The sequence below is a fragment of the Xenorhabdus siamensis genome, assembly GCF_037996745.1.
Taxonomy (GTDB): Bacteria; Pseudomonadota; Gammaproteobacteria; order Enterobacterales; family Enterobacteriaceae; genus Xenorhabdus; species Xenorhabdus indica.
Genome location: NZ_JBBMXE010000012.1, coordinates 197,828 through 216,548, shown reverse-complemented (window position 1 = coordinate 216,548; position 18,721 = coordinate 197,828). Strand labels below are relative to the sequence as shown.

The 18,721-nt window shown below is 44.9% G+C and carries 31 protein-coding genes, 4 tRNA genes and 1 pseudogene; 35 read left to right on the top strand and 1 reads right to left on the bottom strand.

All coding sequences use genetic code 11. The features are described from left to right. The first annotated feature begins 64 nt into the window (after window positions 1-64). Together murB and birA are read left to right on the top strand one after the other, a co-directional pair. Window positions 65-1,104, top strand: a pseudogene (gene murB, locus AAC852_RS13250) (UDP-N-acetylmuramate dehydrogenase). Next, on the top strand, window positions 1,101-2,060 hold the full coding sequence (gene birA, locus AAC852_RS13245; protein WP_340621418.1) for a bifunctional biotin--[acetyl-CoA-carboxylase] ligase/biotin operon repressor BirA: 960 nt from the start codon (window positions 1,101-1,103) through the stop codon (window positions 2,058-2,060). Before murB ends, birA begins: the two are co-directional and overlap by 4 nt. 30 nt (window positions 2,061-2,090) lie before the next feature. Here birA and coaA read toward each other — a convergent pair whose 3' ends face one another. Then, window positions 2,091-3,041, bottom strand: coding sequence for a type I pantothenate kinase (coaA, locus tag AAC852_RS13240; protein ID WP_340621417.1), 951 nt, complete (start codon window positions 3,039-3,041; stop codon window positions 2,091-2,093). A gap of 384 nt (window positions 3,042-3,425) precedes the next feature. Between coaA and AAC852_RS13235 the strand changes: the two genes are divergently transcribed. From AAC852_RS13235 to rpsD, 33 genes are all read left to right on the top strand, one after another. Beyond that, a tRNA-Thr gene (locus tag AAC852_RS13235) sits at window positions 3,426-3,501 on the top strand. 15 nt (window positions 3,502-3,516) lie between these two features. Next, window positions 3,517-3,601 (top strand) — tRNA-Tyr (locus tag AAC852_RS13230). 101 nt (window positions 3,602-3,702) lie between these two features. Beyond that, window positions 3,703-3,777: transfer RNA gene (locus AAC852_RS13225), tRNA-Gly, on the top strand. 6 nt (window positions 3,778-3,783) lie between these two features. Then, a tRNA-Thr gene (locus tag AAC852_RS13220) sits at window positions 3,784-3,859 on the top strand. 109 nt (window positions 3,860-3,968) lie between these two features. Beyond that, on the top strand, window positions 3,969-5,153 hold the full coding sequence (gene tuf, locus AAC852_RS13215) for an elongation factor Tu (protein ID WP_340620200.1): 1,185 nt from the start codon (window positions 3,969-3,971) through the stop codon (window positions 5,151-5,153). A gap of 266 nt (window positions 5,154-5,419) precedes the next feature. Then, window positions 5,420-5,614, top strand: coding sequence for a bacterioferritin-associated ferredoxin (bfd, locus tag AAC852_RS13210; protein ID WP_072032527.1), 195 nt, complete (start codon window positions 5,420-5,422; stop codon window positions 5,612-5,614). A gap of 76 nt (window positions 5,615-5,690) precedes the next feature. Beyond that, entirely contained in the window at window positions 5,691-6,164 is a 474-nt protein-coding gene (bfr, locus tag AAC852_RS13205; RefSeq protein ID WP_340621416.1) for a bacterioferritin, read from the top strand. 304 nt (window positions 6,165-6,468) lie between these two features. Continuing rightward, window positions 6,469-6,780: a 30S ribosomal protein S10 gene (rpsJ, locus tag AAC852_RS13200; protein ID WP_340621415.1), complete on the top strand. Its 312-nt coding sequence runs from the start codon at window positions 6,469-6,471 to the stop codon at window positions 6,778-6,780. A gap of 32 nt (window positions 6,781-6,812) precedes the next feature. Further along, window positions 6,813-7,445, top strand: a complete 633-nt coding sequence (gene rplC, locus AAC852_RS13195; protein WP_340621414.1) for a 50S ribosomal protein L3 — start codon at window positions 6,813-6,815, stop codon at window positions 7,443-7,445. Between the two features lie 16 nt (window positions 7,446-7,461). After that, window positions 7,462-8,067 carry a 50S ribosomal protein L4 gene (gene rplD / locus AAC852_RS13190; RefSeq protein ID WP_340621413.1) on the top strand — a complete coding sequence of 202 codons (606 nt, stop codon included), beginning with the start codon at window positions 7,462-7,464 and terminating at the stop codon, window positions 8,065-8,067. Beyond that, window positions 8,064-8,366: a 50S ribosomal protein L23 gene (gene rplW / locus AAC852_RS13185; protein ID WP_047682905.1), complete on the top strand. Its 303-nt coding sequence runs from the start codon at window positions 8,064-8,066 to the stop codon at window positions 8,364-8,366. The genes rplD and rplW overlap by 4 nt, the downstream gene beginning before the upstream one ends. 19 nt (window positions 8,367-8,385) lie before the next feature. Beyond that, window positions 8,386-9,210, top strand: a complete 825-nt coding sequence (rplB, locus tag AAC852_RS13180; protein WP_340621412.1) for a 50S ribosomal protein L2 — start codon at window positions 8,386-8,388, stop codon at window positions 9,208-9,210. Between the two features lie 14 nt (window positions 9,211-9,224). Continuing rightward, window positions 9,225-9,503, top strand: coding sequence for a 30S ribosomal protein S19 (rpsS, locus tag AAC852_RS13175; protein WP_011148791.1), 279 nt, complete (start codon window positions 9,225-9,227; stop codon window positions 9,501-9,503). Window positions 9,504-9,517: 14 nt separating this feature from the next. Beyond that, window positions 9,518-9,850 (top strand): 50S ribosomal protein L22, encoded by a 333-nt coding sequence (rplV, locus tag AAC852_RS13170; protein ID WP_038269610.1) that lies wholly within the window; start codon window positions 9,518-9,520, stop codon window positions 9,848-9,850. Window positions 9,851-9,867: 17 nt separating this feature from the next. Beyond that, complete coding sequence (gene rpsC / locus AAC852_RS13165) at window positions 9,868-10,569, top strand: 30S ribosomal protein S3 (protein ID WP_038269612.1); 702 nt, start codon at window positions 9,868-9,870, stop codon at window positions 10,567-10,569. A 12-nt stretch (window positions 10,570-10,581) separates the two neighbouring features. Next, entirely contained in the window at window positions 10,582-10,992 is a 411-nt protein-coding gene (gene rplP / locus AAC852_RS13160; protein ID WP_012990491.1) for a 50S ribosomal protein L16, read from the top strand. Next, the gene (rpmC, locus tag AAC852_RS13155; RefSeq protein ID WP_010847484.1) at window positions 10,992-11,183 is read left to right on the top strand and encodes a 50S ribosomal protein L29; all 192 of its coding nucleotides are present in this window, start codon (window positions 10,992-10,994) and stop codon (window positions 11,181-11,183) included. The genes rplP and rpmC overlap by 1 nt, the downstream gene beginning before the upstream one ends. Continuing rightward, on the top strand, window positions 11,183-11,437 hold the full coding sequence (gene rpsQ, locus AAC852_RS13150; RefSeq protein ID WP_010847485.1) for a 30S ribosomal protein S17: 255 nt from the start codon (window positions 11,183-11,185) through the stop codon (window positions 11,435-11,437). Before rpmC ends, rpsQ begins: the two co-directional genes overlap by 1 nt. Before the next feature lie 175 nt (window positions 11,438-11,612). Next, window positions 11,613-11,984 carry a 50S ribosomal protein L14 gene (gene rplN / locus AAC852_RS13145; RefSeq protein WP_004246955.1) on the top strand — a complete coding sequence of 124 codons (372 nt, stop codon included), beginning with the start codon at window positions 11,613-11,615 and terminating at the stop codon, window positions 11,982-11,984. 10 nt (window positions 11,985-11,994) lie between these two features. Further along, window positions 11,995-12,309: a 50S ribosomal protein L24 gene (gene rplX, locus AAC852_RS13140; RefSeq protein ID WP_340621411.1), complete on the top strand. Its 315-nt coding sequence runs from the start codon at window positions 11,995-11,997 to the stop codon at window positions 12,307-12,309. Between the two features lie 13 nt (window positions 12,310-12,322). Beyond that, on the top strand, window positions 12,323-12,862 hold the full coding sequence (gene rplE, locus AAC852_RS13135; RefSeq protein ID WP_340621410.1) for a 50S ribosomal protein L5: 540 nt from the start codon (window positions 12,323-12,325) through the stop codon (window positions 12,860-12,862). Between the two features lie 12 nt (window positions 12,863-12,874). Continuing rightward, window positions 12,875-13,180 (top strand): 30S ribosomal protein S14, encoded by a 306-nt coding sequence (gene rpsN, locus AAC852_RS13130; protein WP_010847489.1) that lies wholly within the window; start codon window positions 12,875-12,877, stop codon window positions 13,178-13,180. 33 nt (window positions 13,181-13,213) lie between these two features. Continuing rightward, the gene (gene rpsH, locus AAC852_RS13125) at window positions 13,214-13,606 is read left to right on the top strand and encodes a 30S ribosomal protein S8 (RefSeq protein WP_038269618.1); all 393 of its coding nucleotides are present in this window, start codon (window positions 13,214-13,216) and stop codon (window positions 13,604-13,606) included. 14 nt (window positions 13,607-13,620) lie between these two features. Beyond that, entirely contained in the window at window positions 13,621-14,154 is a 534-nt protein-coding gene (rplF, locus tag AAC852_RS13120) for a 50S ribosomal protein L6 (protein WP_340621409.1), read from the top strand. Window positions 14,155-14,163: 9 nt separating this feature from the next. Further along, window positions 14,164-14,517 (top strand): 50S ribosomal protein L18, encoded by a 354-nt coding sequence (gene rplR / locus AAC852_RS13115; protein ID WP_038269622.1) that lies wholly within the window; start codon window positions 14,164-14,166, stop codon window positions 14,515-14,517. A gap of 14 nt (window positions 14,518-14,531) precedes the next feature. Further along, complete coding sequence (gene rpsE / locus AAC852_RS13110; protein WP_038269624.1) at window positions 14,532-15,032, top strand: 30S ribosomal protein S5; 501 nt, start codon at window positions 14,532-14,534, stop codon at window positions 15,030-15,032. A gap of 5 nt (window positions 15,033-15,037) precedes the next feature. After that, window positions 15,038-15,217 (top strand): 50S ribosomal protein L30, encoded by a 180-nt coding sequence (gene rpmD / locus AAC852_RS13105; protein ID WP_008913894.1) that lies wholly within the window; start codon window positions 15,038-15,040, stop codon window positions 15,215-15,217. 3 nt (window positions 15,218-15,220) lie between these two features. Next, window positions 15,221-15,655, top strand: a complete 435-nt coding sequence (gene rplO, locus AAC852_RS13100) for a 50S ribosomal protein L15 (protein ID WP_038269625.1) — start codon at window positions 15,221-15,223, stop codon at window positions 15,653-15,655. Window positions 15,656-15,662: 7 nt separating this feature from the next. Further along, window positions 15,663-16,994, top strand: a complete 1,332-nt coding sequence (secY, locus tag AAC852_RS13095; RefSeq protein ID WP_047682890.1) for a preprotein translocase subunit SecY — start codon at window positions 15,663-15,665, stop codon at window positions 16,992-16,994. A 32-nt stretch (window positions 16,995-17,026) separates the two neighbouring features. After that, complete coding sequence (rpmJ, locus tag AAC852_RS13090; RefSeq protein WP_012768118.1) at window positions 17,027-17,143, top strand: 50S ribosomal protein L36; 117 nt, start codon at window positions 17,027-17,029, stop codon at window positions 17,141-17,143. Between the two features lie 147 nt (window positions 17,144-17,290). Beyond that, entirely contained in the window at window positions 17,291-17,647 is a 357-nt protein-coding gene (rpsM, locus tag AAC852_RS13085; RefSeq protein WP_038240472.1) for a 30S ribosomal protein S13, read from the top strand. A 15-nt stretch (window positions 17,648-17,662) separates the two neighbouring features. Then, window positions 17,663-18,052 (top strand): 30S ribosomal protein S11, encoded by a 390-nt coding sequence (gene rpsK / locus AAC852_RS13080; protein ID WP_002919257.1) that lies wholly within the window; start codon window positions 17,663-17,665, stop codon window positions 18,050-18,052. Between the two features lie 34 nt (window positions 18,053-18,086). After that, window positions 18,087-18,707 carry a 30S ribosomal protein S4 gene (gene rpsD / locus AAC852_RS13075; RefSeq protein ID WP_038269632.1) on the top strand — a complete coding sequence of 207 codons (621 nt, stop codon included), beginning with the start codon at window positions 18,087-18,089 and terminating at the stop codon, window positions 18,705-18,707. Window positions 18,708-18,721: the final 14 nt, after the last annotated feature.

The following is an 18,721-nucleotide window of genomic DNA, read 5'->3' as shown; positions in this document are numbered from 1 at the left end:
GGTTTATCTTTCAAAGATAGAGTCTGCTAGACTACAGGCAAATTATTTATCGAGTTCGAAATGAATGTCTGTCTGTCAACCAACTCAACTAAAAGTGTTTAATACGTTTGGCATTTCAGCCAAGGCTGAACGTATTTGTACGGCAACCTCAACTGAATCACTTTTATCTTTATGGCAAAAAGCTAAGAAGAGTGGTCATCCTATCCTTATACTGGGAGGAGGTAGCAATGTTCTATTTACTGAAAATTTTAAGGGAACAGTAATTTTAAATCGCATTCTTGGTATCGAGATACAAGGATCTGATATTGCATGGCATATTCATGTCGGTGCAGGTGAAAATTGGCATGAATTAATTAAATATTTACTAAATCGAAAAATTTTTGGTCTGGAGAATTTGGCATTGATTCCTGGGAATGTTGGCTCTGCCCCTATTCAAAATATTGGAGCCTATGGAATTGAATTTAAACAAGTTTGTGAATATGTTGACTTAGTTGAGCTGAAAACTGGTAAGCAAATTCGTTTGATGGAAAGCGAGTGTCAATTTGCTTATAGGGATAGTATCTTCAAACATCAATATAGAGAAGGGTATGCAATTATTTCGGTTGGTTTGAGGCTAAATAAAACGTGGCAGCCTATATTAACCTATAGTGGATTAACGCAGTTCTGGGTGGGGATGTTACACCAGAGCAAATATTCCATGTAGTCTGTAAAATGCGCCAGAGTAAGTTGCCAGATCCTGCTGTTATAGGAAATGCAGGGAGTTTCTTTAAGAACCCGGTTGTACCGATTGAATTGGCGCAAAAAATTAAATCGGAATACCCTGAATGTCCTCAATATCATCATAATTCGTATAGTGTAAAAATAGCTGCGGGCTGGTTGATAGATCAATGTCGTTTAAAAGGGTATCGTGTTGGTGATGCTGCTGTTCATATGAAACAAGCGTTGGTATTAATCAATCAAGGCAATGCCACAGGGCAGGATGTTATTGCCTTGGCTGCTTATGTACGTAAGCAAGTAGCTAAAAAATTTAATATTTCTTTAGAGCCTGAAGTCCGTTTCATTGGTAGTGAAGGTGAAATAGACGCAGTGGAATGTATTTCATGAAAGATATTAGTGTTCCATTAAAGTTAATTAACGTGCTATCAGATGGTGAAACTCATTCAGGGCAGCAGTTAGGTCAGGAATTAGGAATGAGCCGGGCAGGAGTAAATAAACATATCCAGACTGTTCGTGAGTGGGGAGTGGAGATTTTGACGATCCCCGGTAAAGGTTACCGCTTTCCTGCTCCCATGAATCTTCTTAGTGAAGAAATGATTGAAAGCTACTTGCCAAATAATGGCATTGAGGTTATTCCTGTTATTGATTCTACAAATCAGTATTTGTTAGATAAATTAGGGGAACTTGCTTCAGGGGATTCCTGCATCGCAGAATACCAATATGCAGGGAGAGGCCGTCGAGGAAGACAATGGGTGTCTGCTTTTGGCCGGAATTTATATTTATCTATGTTTTGGTGTTTAGAACAAGGGCCTGCTGCTGCAATTGGATTAAGCCTAGTAGTCGGCATTGTAATTGCGGAAGTTTTGAATCGCCAGGGAGCAGAAAGGGTAAAAGTAAAGTGGCCTAATGATTTGTATCTGAATGATAAGAAACTGGCCGGTATATTAGTTGAATTAATGGGAAAAACAGGAGATGCAGCTCAGATTGTCATCGGAATTGGTATGAATATTTCAATGAGCAGTGAGCAGCAAAAATTAATAAATCAGAGGTCGATTAATCTACAGCAGGCAGGAGTAACTATTGAACGGAATAAGTTAGTTGCTGAAATCGTTGTTGAACTAAAGAAAGCGTTGGTTCAGTTTGAAAACGAAGGATTATTACCTTTTATTTCCAGATGGTTTAAATTAGATAATTTTATGAATCGTCCGGTGAAGTTGATTATTGGTGATCAAGAAATTTATGGGATCTCCCGTGGAATTGACCAACAAGGTGCTCTATTGCTTGATATCGATGGAGTCATTATGCCGTATATTGGTGGTGAAATTTCTCTTAGAGGATGCTGAGTATAAAGCCGGAGATATCCGGCTCTTACATTATTTTCTTAATCTGACGTTTTCAATAGCGTGGTTAGCACCTTTAGTCATAATTAAGCTGGCGCGTTCTCTGGTGGGTAAGATGTTCTGTTGTAGATTTAATCCATTAATTTCTTGCCAAATACCTGATGCGACTTTTATTGCTTCTTCAGTCGTTAATTTAGAATAACCGTGGAAATAAGAGTCTGGGTCAGCAAAAGCACCTTGGCGGAATTTAAGAAAACGGCTGACATACCATTGTTCGAGTAATTGTTCTGATGCGTCAACATAAATAGAAAAATCAACAAAATCAGAAACAAAGACATGGTGTGGCTCGTGGGGATAATCCATGCCACTTTGCAGCACATTTAGACCTTCTAGTATCAGAATATCTGGTCGTTCTATGACAAGCTGTTCGTCAGGTACAATATCATAGCTAAGGTGAGAATATACTGGCGCTGTAACCTTTTCGACACCTGATTTTATATCAGAGACAAATTTGACTAAACTGCGCATATCATAGGATTCGGGAAATCCTTTTTTCTTCATTAAGCCACGCTCATTTAGCACATTATTAGAGTGTAAAAAACCGTCTGTTGTCACCAGTTTCACGCGCCGATGTTCAGGCCAGCGACTCAATAATGCTTGTAATAAACGTGCCGTTGTACTTTTCCCAACAGCAACACTACCTGCAATACCAATGATGTAAGGTATTTTTTGCCCACCAGTCCCTAAAAATTGTTCAAGAACAGCCTGACGCCGTATATTGGAACTAATATAAAAATTAAGTAGGCGTGATAATGGCAAATAGATCTCAACTACTTCATCTATTGAGATTTCTTCATTAATTCCTTTTAAAGCAGCAACCTCTTCTGCTGTTAATGTTAAAGGCACTGAGTCACGTAAAGTTGCCCAATGTTCACGATCAAATTGTAAATAAGGGGTCGTTAAAAAAGATTCTTTCTTATTCATAAGCCAACATCTGCCTGTCTATGCAGGTTGGACGGGTTGTTGTGCACACCCGTATCCGACAAAAAATAAATCTCATCATATCGGCTGAACTATCTTAGGCGTAGAAATTTTTATTATTTTAGTAATTTTTTTGATGGAAAATACAAAATTGCGAAAAAATGCGTAGTTTTTTGTTTATCTCTAATAAGTAATTTTTCAAAATAATCTATCAGTTTGTTTATTGAAGTTTTCATCTTGCGAATTTTTTGTTTGCCTTTTGTACTGTGTCTATTGAAAAAATCACCAAAACAACCTTGGTTGAACGTAATATGAGCGAAAAAACAAAAAAGATAATTTTTTTGTTGCATCACACGCGAATACTACCTAGAATGCGCAGCACTTGATGCCGGCATAGCTCAGATGGTAGAGCAACTGACTTGTAATCAGTAGGTCCCGAGTTCGATTCTTGGTGCCGGCACCATTAAAAATTTGGAAAGGTGGGGTTCCCGAGCGGCCAAAGGGAGCAGACTGTAAATCTGCCGTCACAGACTTCGAAGGTTCGAATCCTTCCCCCACCACCATGAACCAGTTTTCATCTTGAGTATTCTGAATCGAGTTTATTACTTCAGTGAGAATACTTGAGATATAATACAGTTGATTAAAGTCAGGTAGCCGAGTTCACGCGGGCATCGTATAATGGCTATTACCTCAGCCTTCCAAGCTGATGATGCGGGTTCGATTCCCGCTGCCCGCTCCAAGATGTGCTGATATAGCTCAGTTGGTAGAGCACACCCTTGGTAAGGGTGAGGTCGGCAGTTCGAATCTGCCTATCAGCACCACTTCCTTAGTTCTTGCCTCCTGGTTTTCTTCCTGCTGATATCTAAACAAGCTCAATTGCTTGGTTGATGTGGTGAAACCACCGATTCCGTGTCTTAGAGGGACAACCTAATGTCTAAAGAAAAGTTTGAACGTTCAAAACCGCACGTTAACGTTGGTACTATCGGCCACGTTGACCACGGTAAAACTACCCTGACTGCTGCAATCACTACTGTTTTGGCGAAAACTTACGGCGGTCACGCTCGTGCATTCGACCAGATCGATAACGCACCAGAAGAAAAAGCACGTGGTATCACCATCTCTACTTCTCACGTAGAATACGATACCCCATCTCGCCACTACGCACACGTTGACTGCCCAGGCCACGCCGACTACGTGAAAAACATGATCACCGGTGCTGCTCAGATGGACGGCGCGATCCTGGTTGTAGCTGCAACTGATGGCCCAATGCCACAGACTCGTGAGCACATCCTGCTGGGCCGTCAGGTAGGCGTACCATACATCATCGTGTTCCTGAACAAGTGTGACATGGTGGATGATGAAGAGCTGCTGGAACTGGTAGAAATGGAAGTCCGTGAGCTGCTGTCTCAGTACGATTTCCCAGGCGATGACACTCCAATCATCCGTGGTTCTGCTCTGAAAGCGCTGGAAGGCGACGCAGAGTGGGAAGCGAAAATTATCGAACTGGCTGAAGCACTGGATTCTTACATCCCAGAACCAGAGCGTGACATTGACAAGCCATTCCTGCTGCCAATCGAAGACGTGTTCTCCATCTCAGGCCGTGGTACCGTAGTTACTGGCCGTGTTGAGCGTGGTATCGTTAAAGTGGGTGACGAAGTTGAAATCGTGGGTATCAAAGAAACCACCAAAACAACTTGTACCGGTGTTGAAATGTTCCGCAAATTGCTGGACGAAGGCCGTGCGGGTGAGAACGTCGGTGTTCTGCTGCGTGGTACTAAGCGTGATGACGTTGAGCGTGGTCAGGTTCTGGCGAAGCCAGGTTCTATCCACCCACACACTCAGTTCGAATCTGAAGTGTACATCCTGAGCAAAGATGAAGGTGGCCGTCATACTCCATTCTTCAAAGGTTACCGTCCACAGTTCTACTTCCGTACCACTGACGTAACCGGTACTATCGAACTGCCAGAAGGCGTAGAGATGGTAATGCCAGGTGACAACATCAACATGAAAGTGACCCTGATTGCGCCAATCGCCATGGACGAAGGTCTGCGTTTCGCAATCCGTGAGGGTGGCCGTACTGTAGGTGCTGGTGTTGTTGCTAAAGTTATTGCTTAGTCTTTGATTAGCAAAATATTATGAAAAAAGAGGAGCCTCGCTTGGCTCCTTTTTTTGTGCCACCGAAAATGGTGGCTTTATTTTGCTTATAAACAAAACAGAAACAATAATTGAAATGAGAGTTATTTCTATTTACTATTCGTTAGTATCCTTTATTTTATAGCTATAACTGTTCTTTTAGCGATCTCAACATTGTGTATCTAATTTGGGTAATTAATAAGAATATAAGTAGTTATAACCATTATTAATAGTTAAAAGAGTGCTCCATGTATATTTGTCTCTGCAACGCGATAAATGATAAAACCATACGTAACGCTGTTCGACAGCAGCATGTTCGTTCTATCAGAGAGCTGAAAAGTGTTGTGCCTGTAGGGAGTGATTGTGGAAAATGCGTGCGCCAAGCCCGTGAGATAATTAACGAGGAGATTTCTTCACTACCCCCTATGATTAATGTTGCCTAAAATAAGCACAATTTTCTTGCAATTACTCTGCTTAATTAGTACTACAATGTAGGTACTGGAAGCGGAGGAATTAGTTATGAAAGGTGATAAAAAAATAATTGCCCATCTTAATAGACTTCTTGGTAATGAGCTTATTGCTATCAATCAGTATTTTTTACATGCCAGGATGTTTAAAAACTGGGGATTAATGCGTTTGAATGACGTTGAATATCGTGAATCTATTGAGGAAATGAAACACGCTGATAAATATATTGAGCGTATTCTATTTCTGGAAGGCATACCTAATTTGCAAGATCTAGGTAAACTTAATATCGGTGAGGATGTTGAAGAAATGTTGCAATCCGATTTGACACTAGAGTTACGTGGAGCGCAGGATATCAGGGAAGCAATAGCATATGCTGATTCAATTCATGACTATGTGAGCCGGGACCTAATGATTGAGGTTCTTGCAGATGAAGAAAATCACATAGACTGGCTGGAAACACAACTTGATCTAATCAAAAGAATGGGAATACAAAACTACATTCAGGCTCAGGTAGTAGAAGAGTAGAGCCATACTAACGCCCTGTAAATTTATTATGGGGCGTTTATTCTCTCTCGATCTCTTTGCCCACTTTTATTATTTCTCTGAATAAATTTCATCCTTATCTTGCATTGTCAATAGATTCACGTATAATGCGCGAGCTTACCTACTTAGTAGGCTGATTTTTATCAGTATGAGCAGTCAATTGCTGCCATATTAAAATACTCCCGATATGGGGGTTATACACAGAACGATTACACTCCCCCATCAATCGAAATGGGTGCGAGGAGTAGTTATTTACGTTTATAAAAATAGTTGGAGCTCTGGTCTCATGCAGAACCAAAGAATCCGTATCCGCCTGAAAGCATTTGATCATCGTTTGATCGATCAATCAACTTCGGAAATCGTAGAGACCGCTAAGCGCACTGGTGCGCAGGTTCGTGGTCCGATCCCGCTGCCGACTCGTAAAGAGCGTTTTACTGTTCTGATTTCTCCGCACGTTAACAAAGATGCGCGTGATCAGTACGAAATTCGCACTCACAAACGTCTGGTTGACATCGTTGAGCCAACCGAGAAAACCGTTGATGCACTGATGCGTCTGGATCTGGCTGCCGGTGTAGACGTGCAGATCAGCCTGGGTTAATCAGGTCATTGAACGATTGAGAGGTTGAAACAATGATTGGTTTAGTCGGTAAAAAAGTGGGCATGACTCGCATCTTCACTGAAGATGGCGTTTCAATCCCCGTAACTGTTATCGAAATCGAAGATAACCGTGTAACTCAAGTTAAAAACAACGAGACTGACGGTTATCGTGCAATTCAGGTAACGACTGGTAGCAAAAAAGCAAACCGCGTTAACAAGCCTGAAGCAGGTCATTTTGCTAAAGCCGGTGTTGAAGCTGGCCGCATCCTGCGTGAATTTCGTCTGTCTGAAGACGATGCAGAATACAGCGTAGGTCAAAGCATTAGCGTTGAAATTTTCGCTGACGTTAAAAAAGTCGACGTTACTGGTACATCTAAAGGTAAAGGTTTCGCGGGTACTGTTAAACGCTGGAACTTCCGTACTCAGGATGCTACCCATGGTAACTCCTTGTCTCACCGTGTTCCGGGTTCTATCGGTCAGAACCAGACTCCGGGCAAAGTGTTTAAAGGCAAGAAAATGGCAGGCCAACTGGGTAATGAGCGTGTAACCGTTCAGAGTCTGGATGTAGTACGCGTTGACGCTGAGCGCAACCTGCTGCTGGTCAAAGGTGCTGTTCCAGGTGCAACTAACAGCAACCTGATCGTAAAACCGGCTGTTAAGGCGTAACGTCGAGGAGATAGGAATGGAATTGGTAATGAAAGACGCGCAAAGCGCGCTGACTGTTTCCGAAACTACCTTCGGGCGTGATTTCAATGAAGCGCTTGTGCATCAAGTAGTTGTTGCATATGCAGCTGGTGCTCGTCAAGGTACTCGTGCTCAGAAAACTCGTGCTGAAGTTTCTGGTTCAGGTAAAAAACCGTGGCGTCAGAAAGGCACTGGCCGTGCACGTTCTGGTTCTATTAAGAGTCCAATTTGGCGCTCTGGTGGTGTAACTTTCGCAGCGAAACCACAGGACCACAGTCAAAAAGTTAATAAAAAGATGTACCGTGGTGCTCTGAAAAGCATCTTGTCTGAACTGGTACGTCAAGATCGTCTGATCGTTGTCGAGAAGTTCTCTGTTGAAGCACCTAAGACTAAGCTGCTGGTACAGAAACTGAAAGAAATGGCTCTGGAAGACGTGCTGATCGTCACTAGCGAAGTTGATGAGAACCTGTTCTTAGCAGCTCGTAACTTGTATAAAGTTGACGTTCGTGATGTTACAGGTATTGACCCAGTAAGCCTGATTGCTTTCGACAAAGTGGTTATGACTGCTGAAGCTGTGAAGCAAGTTGAGGAGATGCTGGCATGATCCGTGAAGAACGTCTGCTGAAAGTACTGCGTGCGCCGCATGTATCTGAAAAAGCTTCCACAGCGATGGAAAAAAGCAATACCATCGTTCTCAAAGTTGTGAAAGACGCGACTAAAGCAGAAATCAAAGCTGCTGTACAGAAACTGTTTGAAGTCGAAGTTGAGGGCGTAAATACTTTGCTGGTTAAAGGTAAAGTAAAACGTCACGGTCAGCGTATTGGTCGTCGTAGCGACTGGAAAAAAGCTTACGTCACCCTGAAAGAAGGCCAGAACTTGGACTTCGTTGGCGGCGCTGAGTAAGTCGGAGGAGTAAAAAACAATGGCAATTGTTAAATGTAAACCTACGTCTCCGGGCCGTCGCCACGTTGTTAAAGTGGTTAACCCTGAGCTGCATAAGGGTAAGCCTTATGCTCCGCTGTTAGAAAAAAACAGCAAAACTGGTGGTCGTAACAACAATGGTCGTATTACCACTCGTCATATTGGTGGTGGCCATAAACAGCATTATCGTCTGATTGACTTCAAACGTAACAAAGACGGTATTCCTGCTGTTGTTGAGCGTCTGGAATATGATCCAAACCGCTCAGCAAACATCGCGCTGGTTCTGTATAAAGACGGTGAGCGTCGTTATATCCTCGCGCCTAAGGGCTTGAAAGCTGGTGATCAAATTCAGTCTGGTGCTGATTCAGCAATCAAGACTGGTAACGCTATGCCAATGCGTAATATCCCAGTTGGTTCTACTGTGCACAACATAGAAATGAAACCAGGTAAAGGTGGCCAGCTGGCTCGTTCAGCAGGTGCTTATGCTCAGATTGTTGCACGTGACGGTTCTTATGTAACCTTGCGTCTGCGTTCTGGTGAAATGCGTAAAGTACTATCTGACTGCCGTGCTACTTTAGGTGAAGTTGGTAACGCAGAACACATGCTACGAGTTCTGGGTAAAGCTGGTGCAAGTCGCTGGCGTGGTATCCGTCCTACCGTTCGTGGTACGGCGATGAACCCAGTAGACCATCCACACGGTGGTGGTGAAGGTCGTAACTTTGGTAAACACCCTGTAACTCCATGGGGCATTCAGACCAAAGGTAAGAAGACCCGTAGTAACAAACGTACTGATCAATATATCGTACGTCGCCGTTCTAAAAAATAATTAGAGGATAAACCATGCCACGTTCTCTCAAGAAAGGTCCATTTATTGACCTGCACTTGCTGAAGAAGGTAGAGAAAGCGGTGGAAAGCGGAGACAAAAAGCCTATTAAGACTTGGTCCCGTCGTTCAACGATCTTTCCTAACATGATCGGTTTGACCATCGCTGTCCATAATGGTCGTCAGCATGTTCCAGTTTTTGTTTCCGACGAAATGGTTGGTCACAAGCTGGGTGAATTCGCGCCGACCCGTACTTATCGCGGCCATGCGGCCGATAAAAAGGCTAAAAAGCGCTAAGGTAGGAGGAAGAGATGGAAACTATCGCTAAACATCGCCACGCTCGTTCTTCTGCTCAGAAGGTTCGTCTTGTGGCTGACCTGATCCGCGGTAAGAAAGTGTCGCAAGCTCTGGAAATTCTGACCTTTACCAACAAAAAAGCTGCTGGTTTAGTGAAGAAAGTACTTGAGTCTGCTATTGCTAACGCAGAACACAACGATGGCGCTGACATCGATGATCTGAAAGTTGCGAAAATTTTCGTAGATGAAGGTCCAACCATGAAGCGTATTATGCCTCGTGCCAAAGGCCGTGCAGATCGTATCCTGAAGCGCACCAGCCACATTACTGTGGTTGTGTCCGATCGCTGAGACTCTGGAGACTAGCAATGGGTCAGAAAGTACATCCTAATGGTATTCGTCTGGGGATTGTCAAACCTTGGAACTCTACCTGGTATGCGAATACCAAAGAATTCGCTGACAACCTGGACAGCGACTTTAAAGTTCGCCAGTACTTGAATAAAGAACTGGCTAAAGCATCTATTTCACGTATCGTGATCGAACGTCCTGCGAAAAGCATTCGTGTGACTATCCACACTGCTCGTCCAGGCATCGTAATCGGTAAAAAAGGTGAAGACGTCGAAAAACTGCGCAAAGCTGTAGCGGACATCGCTGGTGTTCCTGCGCAGATTAATATCGCCGAAGTGCGTAAACCTGAACTGGACGCAAAACTGGTTGCTGACAGCATCAGCGCACAGCTGGAACGTCGTGTTATGTTCCGCCGTGCTATGAAACGTGCTGTACAGAACGCAATGCGTCTGGGCGCTAAAGGCATCAAAGTGGAAGTAAGCGGCCGCCTGGGTGGTGCTGAAATCGCACGTACTGAATGGTATCGTGAAGGTCGTGTACCTCTGCACACTCTGCGTGCAGACATCGACTATAACACTTCAGAAGCGCACACCACTTATGGTGTAATCGGCGTTAAGGTATGGATCTTCAAAGGTGAGATCCTGGGTGGTATGGCTGCAGTTGAACAGGCGGAAAAACCGGCTGCACAACCTAAAAAGCAGCAGCGTAAAGGCCGCAAGTAAGGAGAGTCGCTGATGTTACAACCAAAGCGTACGAAATTCCGTAAAGTGCACAAAGGCCGTAACCGCGGTCTGGCTGCAGGTGCGGATGTCAGCTTCGGCACTTTCGGTCTGAAAGCTGTGGGCCGTGGTCGTCTGACTGCTCGTCAGATCGAAGCGGCACGTCGTGCTATGACCCGTGCAATTAAGCGTCAAGGTAAAATCTGGATCCGTGTGTTCCCAGACAAACCAATCACCGAAAAGCCACTCGAAGTGCGTATGGGTAAAGGTAAAGGTAACGTAGAGTATTGGGTTGCCTTGATCCAGCCTGGTAAAGTCCTGTATGAAATGGACGGTGTGCCTGAAGAGCTGGCTCGTGAAGCATTCAAGCTGGCGGCAGCGAAACTGCCTATCAAAACCACCTTTGTAACTAAGACGGTGATGTAATGAAAGCACAAGAGCTGCGCGAAAAAAGCGTTGAAGAGCTGAACACTGAGCTGCTGAACCTGTTACGCGAACAATTTAATCTGCGTATGCAGGCGGCAAGTGGCCAGCTGCAACAGTCTCATCTGTTGAAACAAGTGCGTCGTAATATTGCACGCGTTAAGACTTTACTGACTGAGAAGGCGGGTGCGTAATGACCGATAAAATCCGTACTCTGCAAGGTCGTGTTGTTAGCGACAAAATGGAAAAATCTATTGTTGTTGCTATTGAGCGTAAGGTGAAACATCCTCTGTATGGTAAGTTCATCAAGCGCACGACTAAGTTGCACGTACATGACGAGAACAATGAATGTGGAATTGGTGATGTAGTGGAAATCCGCGAAACCCGTCCACTGTCTAAGACTAAATCTTGGACCTTAGTTCGCGTTGTAGAGAAAGCGGTTCTATAATAGGACGTTATCTCGTAAGAAATAAACGGCTCAAAAGATAACGGGGCCGTTTATTTTTCTGTCCATCGCGGAGATGTGGTGTTATAATGCCGCGCCCTCGTAGTATGGGATATTGAAACGGCCTCTTTAAAAATAAAGTGGCTCAGTAGTAGTTGACATTTAGCGGAGCACTAAAATGATCCAAGAACAGACTATGCTGAACGTGGCCGACAACTCCGGTGCACGTCGCGTAATGTGTATCAAGGTTCTAGGTGGCTCGCACCGTCGCTACGCAGACGTCGGTGATATCATCAAGATCACTATCAAGGAAGCAATTCCTCGCGGTAAAGTGAAAAAGGGTGATGTCCTGAAAGCGGTAGTGGTGCGCACCAAGAAGGGTGTTCGTCGCCCGGACGGTTCTGTCATTCGCTTCGATAGCAATGCTTGCGTATTGTTGAACAATAATAGTGAGCAAGTTATCGGTACGCGTATTTTTGGGCCGGTAACTCGTGAACTTCGTAATGAAAAGTTCATGAAAATTATCTCTCTGGCACCTGAAGTACTCTAAGGAGCAGGCAATGGCAGCGAAAATCCGTCGTGATGACGAAATTATTGTGCTGACTGGTAAAGACAAAGGTAAGCGCGGTAAAGTAAAACAGGTTCTTTCTTCTGGTAAAGTCATTGTTGAAGGTATCAATCTGGTTAAAAAACATCAGAAGCCAGTTCCGGCTCTGAACCAACCAGGTGGCATCGTTGAAAAAGAAGCAGCTATCAATGTTTCTAACGTTGCAATCTTTAATGCATCAACCGGCAAGGCTGACCGTGTAGGTTTTAGATTCGAAGACGGCAAAAAAGTACGTTTCTTCAAATCTAACAACGAAACTATCAAGTAATTTGGAGTATACGATGGCGAAACTGCATGATTACTACAAAGACGAGGTAGTCAAAAAACTGATGACTCAGTTTGGTTACTATTCTGTCATGCAAGTCCCTCGGGTCGAGAAGATCACCCTGAACATGGGTGTTGGTGAAGCGATCGCTGACAAAAAACTGCTGGATAATGCAGCAGCTGATCTGGCAGCTATCTCTGGTCAAAAACCACTGATCACCAAAGCACGCAAATCAGTTGCAGGCTTCAAAATCCGTCAGGGCTATCCAATCGGCTGTAAAGTGACCCTGCGTGGCGAACGCATGTGGGAGTTCTTTGAGCGCCTGATTTCTATTGCTGTACCACGTATCCGTGACTTCCGTGGCTTGTCTGCTAAATCATTCGATGGCCGTGGTAACTACAGCATGGGTGTTCGTGAGCAAATCATCTTCCCTGAAATCGATTACGATAAAGTGGATCGTGTACGTGGTTTGGATATTACCATCACCACTACTGCGAAATCTGATGATGAAGGTCGCGCACTATTGGCTGCGTTTAACTTCCCGTTCCGCAAGTAAGGCAGGGTATTGATGGCTAAGCAATCAATGAAAGCACGTGATGTAAAACGTGCGAAATTAGCTGAGAAATTCTTCGCAAAACGCGTTGAACTGAAAGCAATCATCTCTGATGTAAACGCATCTGATGAAGACCGTTGGAATGCTGTTCTCAAGCTGCAAACACTGCCACGTGATTCCAGCCCTTGCCGTCAGCGTAACCGCTGCCGTCAAACTGGGCGTCCGCATGCATTTTTGCGGAAGTTTGGGTTGAGCCGTATTAAAGTCCGTGAAGCCGCTATGCGCGGTGAAATCCCGGGCCTTAAAAAGGCTAGCTGGTAATTGTCACCAATTGAATCACGGGAGTAAAGACAGATGAGCATGCAAGATCCGATCGCGGATATGCTGACCCGTATCCGTAACGGTCAGGCCGCAAATAAAGTTGCGGTCACCATGCCTTCCTCCAAGCTGAAAGTGGCAATTGCCAAAGTGCTGAAGGAAGAAGGTTATATTGAAGATTTTAAAATCGAAGGCGACACCAAGCCAGAGTTGGAAGTTACTCTGAAATACTTCCAAGGTAAGGCTGTTGTAGAAAGCATCCAGCGTGTAAGCCGTCCAAGTCTGCGCATCTATAAGAAAAAAGATGAGCTGCCACAAGTTATGGCTGGCTTGGGCATCGCTGTTGTTTCTACCTCTAAAGGTGTAATGACTGATCGTGCAGCTCGCCAGGCTGGTCTGGGTGGCGAGATTCTCTGCTACGTAGCTTAATTCGGGAGGAAAGAATGTCTCGTGTTGCAAAAGCACCCGTCGTCATTCCTGCCGGCGTAGAGGTTAAACTCAACGGTCAGGTTATTTCGATTAAGGGTAAAAACGGCGAATTGAGTCGTGAAATCCACAGCGCAGTTGAAGTTACACATGCAGATAACCAATTGACTTTCGCTCCACGCGAAGGTTTTGCAGATGCTTGGGCACAGGCAGGTACAACTCGTTCTCTGCTAAATGCAATGGTTATTGGTGTTAACGAAGGCTTCACTAAGAAGCTTCAACTGGTGGGTGTTGGTTACCGTGCAGCAGTTAAAGGCGATACTGTTAGTTTGTCTTTAGGCTTCTCGCATCCGGTTGAGCATCAACTGCCAGCAGGCATTACTGCGGAATGCCCATCACAAACTGAAATCGTACTGAAAGGTGCTGATAAGCAGGTGATTGGTCAGGTTGCGGCAGATCTGCGTGCCTATCGTCGTCCTGAGCCATATAAAGGCAAGGGTGTTCGTTACGCCGATGAAGTCGTGCGTACCAAAGAGGCTAAGAAGAAGTAAGGTAACACTATGGATAAGAAAGCAGCTCGTATCCGTCGTGCGACCCGCGCACGCCGCAAGCTCCAGGAACTGGGTGCAACTCGCCTGGTGGTACACCGTACCCCTCGCCATATTTATGCGCAGGTTATCGCACCAAATGGTTCTGAAACTCTGGTGGCAGCTTCTACAACAGAAAAAGCTATCAGTGAACAATTAAAATTCACTGGAAACAAAGAAGCCGCAGCAGTTGTTGGTAAAATCATTGCTGAACGTGCTCTGGAAAAAGGTATCAAAAACGTATCTTTTGACCGTTCTGGTTTCCAATATCATGGTAGAGTCCAGGCACTGGCAGATGCTGCCCGTGAAGCTGGCCTTCAGTTCTAAGGTAGAGGTGTAAGATGGCTCACATCGAAAAACAAGCTGGCGAACTGCAGGAAAAGCTGATCGCGGTAAATCGCGTATCCAAAACCGTTAAAGGTGGCCGTATTTTCAGCTTTACAGCACTGACTGTAGTTGGTGATGGCAACGGTCGCGTTGGTTTTGGCTACGGCAAAGCACGCGAAGTTCCGGCAGCGATCCAGAAAGCGATGGAAAAAGCACGTCGCAATATGAAAACCGTCGCACTTAACAGCGGCACTCTGTATCACCCAGTGAAAGGCACACACACCGGTTCCCGCGTGTTCATGCAGCCTGCTCACGAAGGTACAGGTATCATCGCAGGTGGTGCGATGCGTGCTGTTCTGGAAGTTGCTGGGGTTCGTAACGTACTGGCTAAAACCTACGGTTCCACTAACCCAATTAACGTGGTTCGTGCAACTCTGGACGCTTTAGACAGCATGAAGTCTCCAGAAATGGTCGCAGCTAAGCGTGGCAAATCCGTCGAAGAAATTCTGGGGTAATGACCATGGCTAAGACTATTAAAATTACTCAGGTTCGCAGCTCAATTGGTCGTTTGCCTAAACACAAGGCAACTCTGACTGGTTTAGGTCTGCGTCGCATTGGTCATACTGTTGAGCGTGAAGATACACCAGCGGTTCGCGGTATGGTCAACTTGGTTTCCTATATGGTTAAAGTTGAGGAGTAACAGATGCGCTTAAATACTCTGTCTCCGGCTGAAGGTGCCAAGCACGCACCTAAACGTGTAGGTCGTGGTATCGGTTCTGGTCTGGGTAAAACTGGCGGCCGCGGTCACAAGGGCCAGAAGTCCCGTTCTGGCGGTGGCGTACGTCGTGGTTTCGAAGGCGGCCAGATGCCTTTGTATCGTCGTTTGCCAAAATTTGGTTTTACTTCACGTAAGGCAATGGTTACAGCGGAAATCCGTTTGTCTGACTTTGCTCGAGTAGAAGGCGATGTTATCGATCTGAATGCACTGAAAGCTGCTAACATTGTTGGCCCTCAAATTGAGTTCGCGAAAGTTATGCTTTCTGGCGAAGTCAATCGCGCAGTAACTGTGCGTGGCTTGCGTGTTACTAAAGGCGCCCGTGCTGCAATTGAAGCTGCTGGCGGTAAAATTGAGGAATAAGTAACAGATGGCTAAACAACCGGGATTAGATTTTCAAAGTGCTAAAGGCGGATTAGGTGAGTTAAAACGCAGACTTTTGTTTGTTATTGGAGCTCTGATTGTTTTCCGTATTGGCTCTTTTATTCCAATCCCTGGTATTGATGCCACTGTGCTTGCCAAATTGCTCGAACAGCAAAGAGGCACCATCATTGAAATGTTTAATATGTTCTCTGGTGGTGCTTTAAGCCGTGCTTCTATCTTTGCACTGGGTATAATGCCGTATATTTCTGCATCTATTATTATCCAGTTGCTGACAGTGGTTAACCCCCGTTTAGCAGAGATTAAGAAGGAAGGGGAAGCTGGTCGTCGTAAGATCAGTCAATACACCCGTTATGGCACATTAGTGCTGGCAATATTCCAGTCAATCGGTATTGCTACTGGGTTGCCGAATATGCCTGGAATGCAAGGATTAGTTATTAATCCAGGTTTTGCATTTTATTTCACGGCTGTTGTAAGTCTGGTCACGGGAACCATGTTCTTGATGTGGCTAGGTGAGCAGATTACTGAACGAGGTATTGGTAACGGTATTTCAATCATAATCTTTGCTGGTATCGTTGCGGGCCTTCCGCCTGCAATTGGTCACACCATCGAGCAAGCTCGGCAGGGCGATCTGCACTTCCTCCTGTTGTTGTTGGTTGCAGTCTTAGTGTTTGCGGTAACTTTCTTCGTTGTTTTCATGGAGCGTGGTCAACGTCGTATCGTTGTTAACTATGCCAAACGTCAACAAGGTCGTAGAGTTTATGCAGCGCAAAGTACACATTTACCGTTGAAAGTGAATATGGCTGGGGTTATCCCTGCAATTTTTGCTTCCAGTATTATTTTGTTCCCTGGTACTATAGCCTCTTGGTTTGGTAGTGGAGCAAACTGGAATTGGTTGACAACTATTTCTATGTATTTGCAGCCAGGTCAACCACTTTATGTGTTATTATACGCATCTGCAATCATCTTCTTCTGTTTCTTCTACACGGCGTTGGTATTCAATCCAAGAGAAACGGCAGATAACCTGAAGAAGTCCGGTGCATTTGTACCAGGAATTCGTCCGGGAGAGCAAACGGCTAAGTACATCGATAAAGTAATGACTCGTCTAACCTTAGTTGGTGCGTTATATATTACTTTTATCTGCTTAATCCCGGAGTTCATGCGTGATGCAATGAAAGTTCCATTCTATTTTGGTGGTACTTCCCTATTGATTGTAGTCGTCGTCATCATGGACTTTATGGCTCAAGTGCAAACTCTGATGATGTCGAGTCAATATGAGTCTGCATTGAAGAAGGCAAACCTGAAAGGATATAACCGCTAATTGGTTTGCTTGAGAAGTTACGGAGAGTAAAAATGAAAGTTCGTGCTTCCGTCAAGAAATTATGCCGCAACTGTAAGATTGTTAAACGTAACGGTATCGTTCGTGTAATTTGCAGTGCAGAGCCTAAGCATAAACAACGCCAAGGCTAATTAATCGCATATTTTTCTTGCAAAGTTGGGTTGAGCTGGCTAAATTAGCCAGCCAATCTTTTTATCTGACAGCAACACTATTTGAGTATCCTGAAAACGGGCTTTTCAGAATGATGTTGCGGTGAATAAATATTGTAGGAGTGCATAGTGGCCCGTATAGCAGGCATTAACATTCCTGATCAGAAACATACTGTGATCGCATTAACTTCGATCTACGGTATCGGTAAAACCCGCTCACAGGCTATCTGTGCAGCAGCGGGCATTGCTGAAAATGTTAAGATCAGTGAGCTGTCTGAAGAGCAAATTGACAAGCTGCGTGACGAAGTTGCTAAATACGTTGTAGAAGGTGATTTGCGTCGTGAAGTGACCCTGAGTATCAAACGTCTGATGGATCTTGGTTGCTATCGTGGTTTGCGTCATCGTCGTGGTCTGCCTGTTCGCGGTCAGCGTACTAAGACCAATGCACGTACCCGTAAGGGTCCGCGTAAGCCGATCAAGAAATAATCGGGGTATTGAATAATGGCAAAAGCACCTATTCGTGCACGTAAGCGTGTAAGAAAACAAGTCTCTGACGGTGTGGCTCATATCCATGCTTCTTTCAACAACACCATCGTTACTATTACTGATCGTCAGGGTAACGCTTTGGGTTGGGCAACTGCCGGTGGTTCCGGTTTCCGTGGTTCTCGTAAATCTACTCCGTTCGCAGCTCAGGTTGCAGCAGAACGCTGTGCTGAAGCCGTAAAAGAATACGGAATTAAGAACCTGGAAGTTATGGTTAAAGGACCTGGTCCTGGCCGTGAGTCAACTATTCGCGCCCTGAACGCGGCTGGTTTCCGCATCACTAACATTACTGATGTGACTCCGATCCCTCATAACGGTTGTCGTCCACCGAAGAAACGTCGCGTTTAATACGTTTCGTTTTTAGGATTGTTGGAGAAAGAAAATGGCAAGATATTTGGGTCCTAAGCTCAAGCTGAGCCGTCGCGAGGGTACAGACCTTTTCCTGAAGTCTGGTGTTCGCGCGATTGACACCAAGTGTAAATTAGAACAAGCACCAGGCCAGCACGGCGCTCGTAAACCGCGTCTGTCTGACTATGGTGTTCAGTTACGTGAAAAACAAAAAGTTCGCCGTATTTACGGTGTCTTGGAGCGTCAATTCCGTAACTACTACAAAGAAGCGACTCGTCTGAAAGGCAATACAGGTGAAAACCTGCTGACTTTGCTGGAAAGTCGCTTGGATAACGTCGTTTATCGTATGGGTTTTGGCGCGACTCGTGCTGAATCACGTCAGATGGTGAGCCATAAAGCTATCATGGTAAATGGTCGCGTTGTTAACATCGCTTCTTATCAGGTATCCCCGAATGACGTAGTCAGCGTTCGTGAAAAAGCGAAAAAGCAGGCTCGTATTAAGGCAGCTTTAGAGCTGGCTGAGCAGCGTGAGAAACCAACTTGGTTGGAAGTTGATGCTGCGAAGATGGAAGGTGTGTTCAAACGTATTCCTGAACGTACTGATCTATCCGCTGACATTAACGAACACCTGATCGTCGAGCTTTACTCTAAGTAAAGCTTAGCACCAAA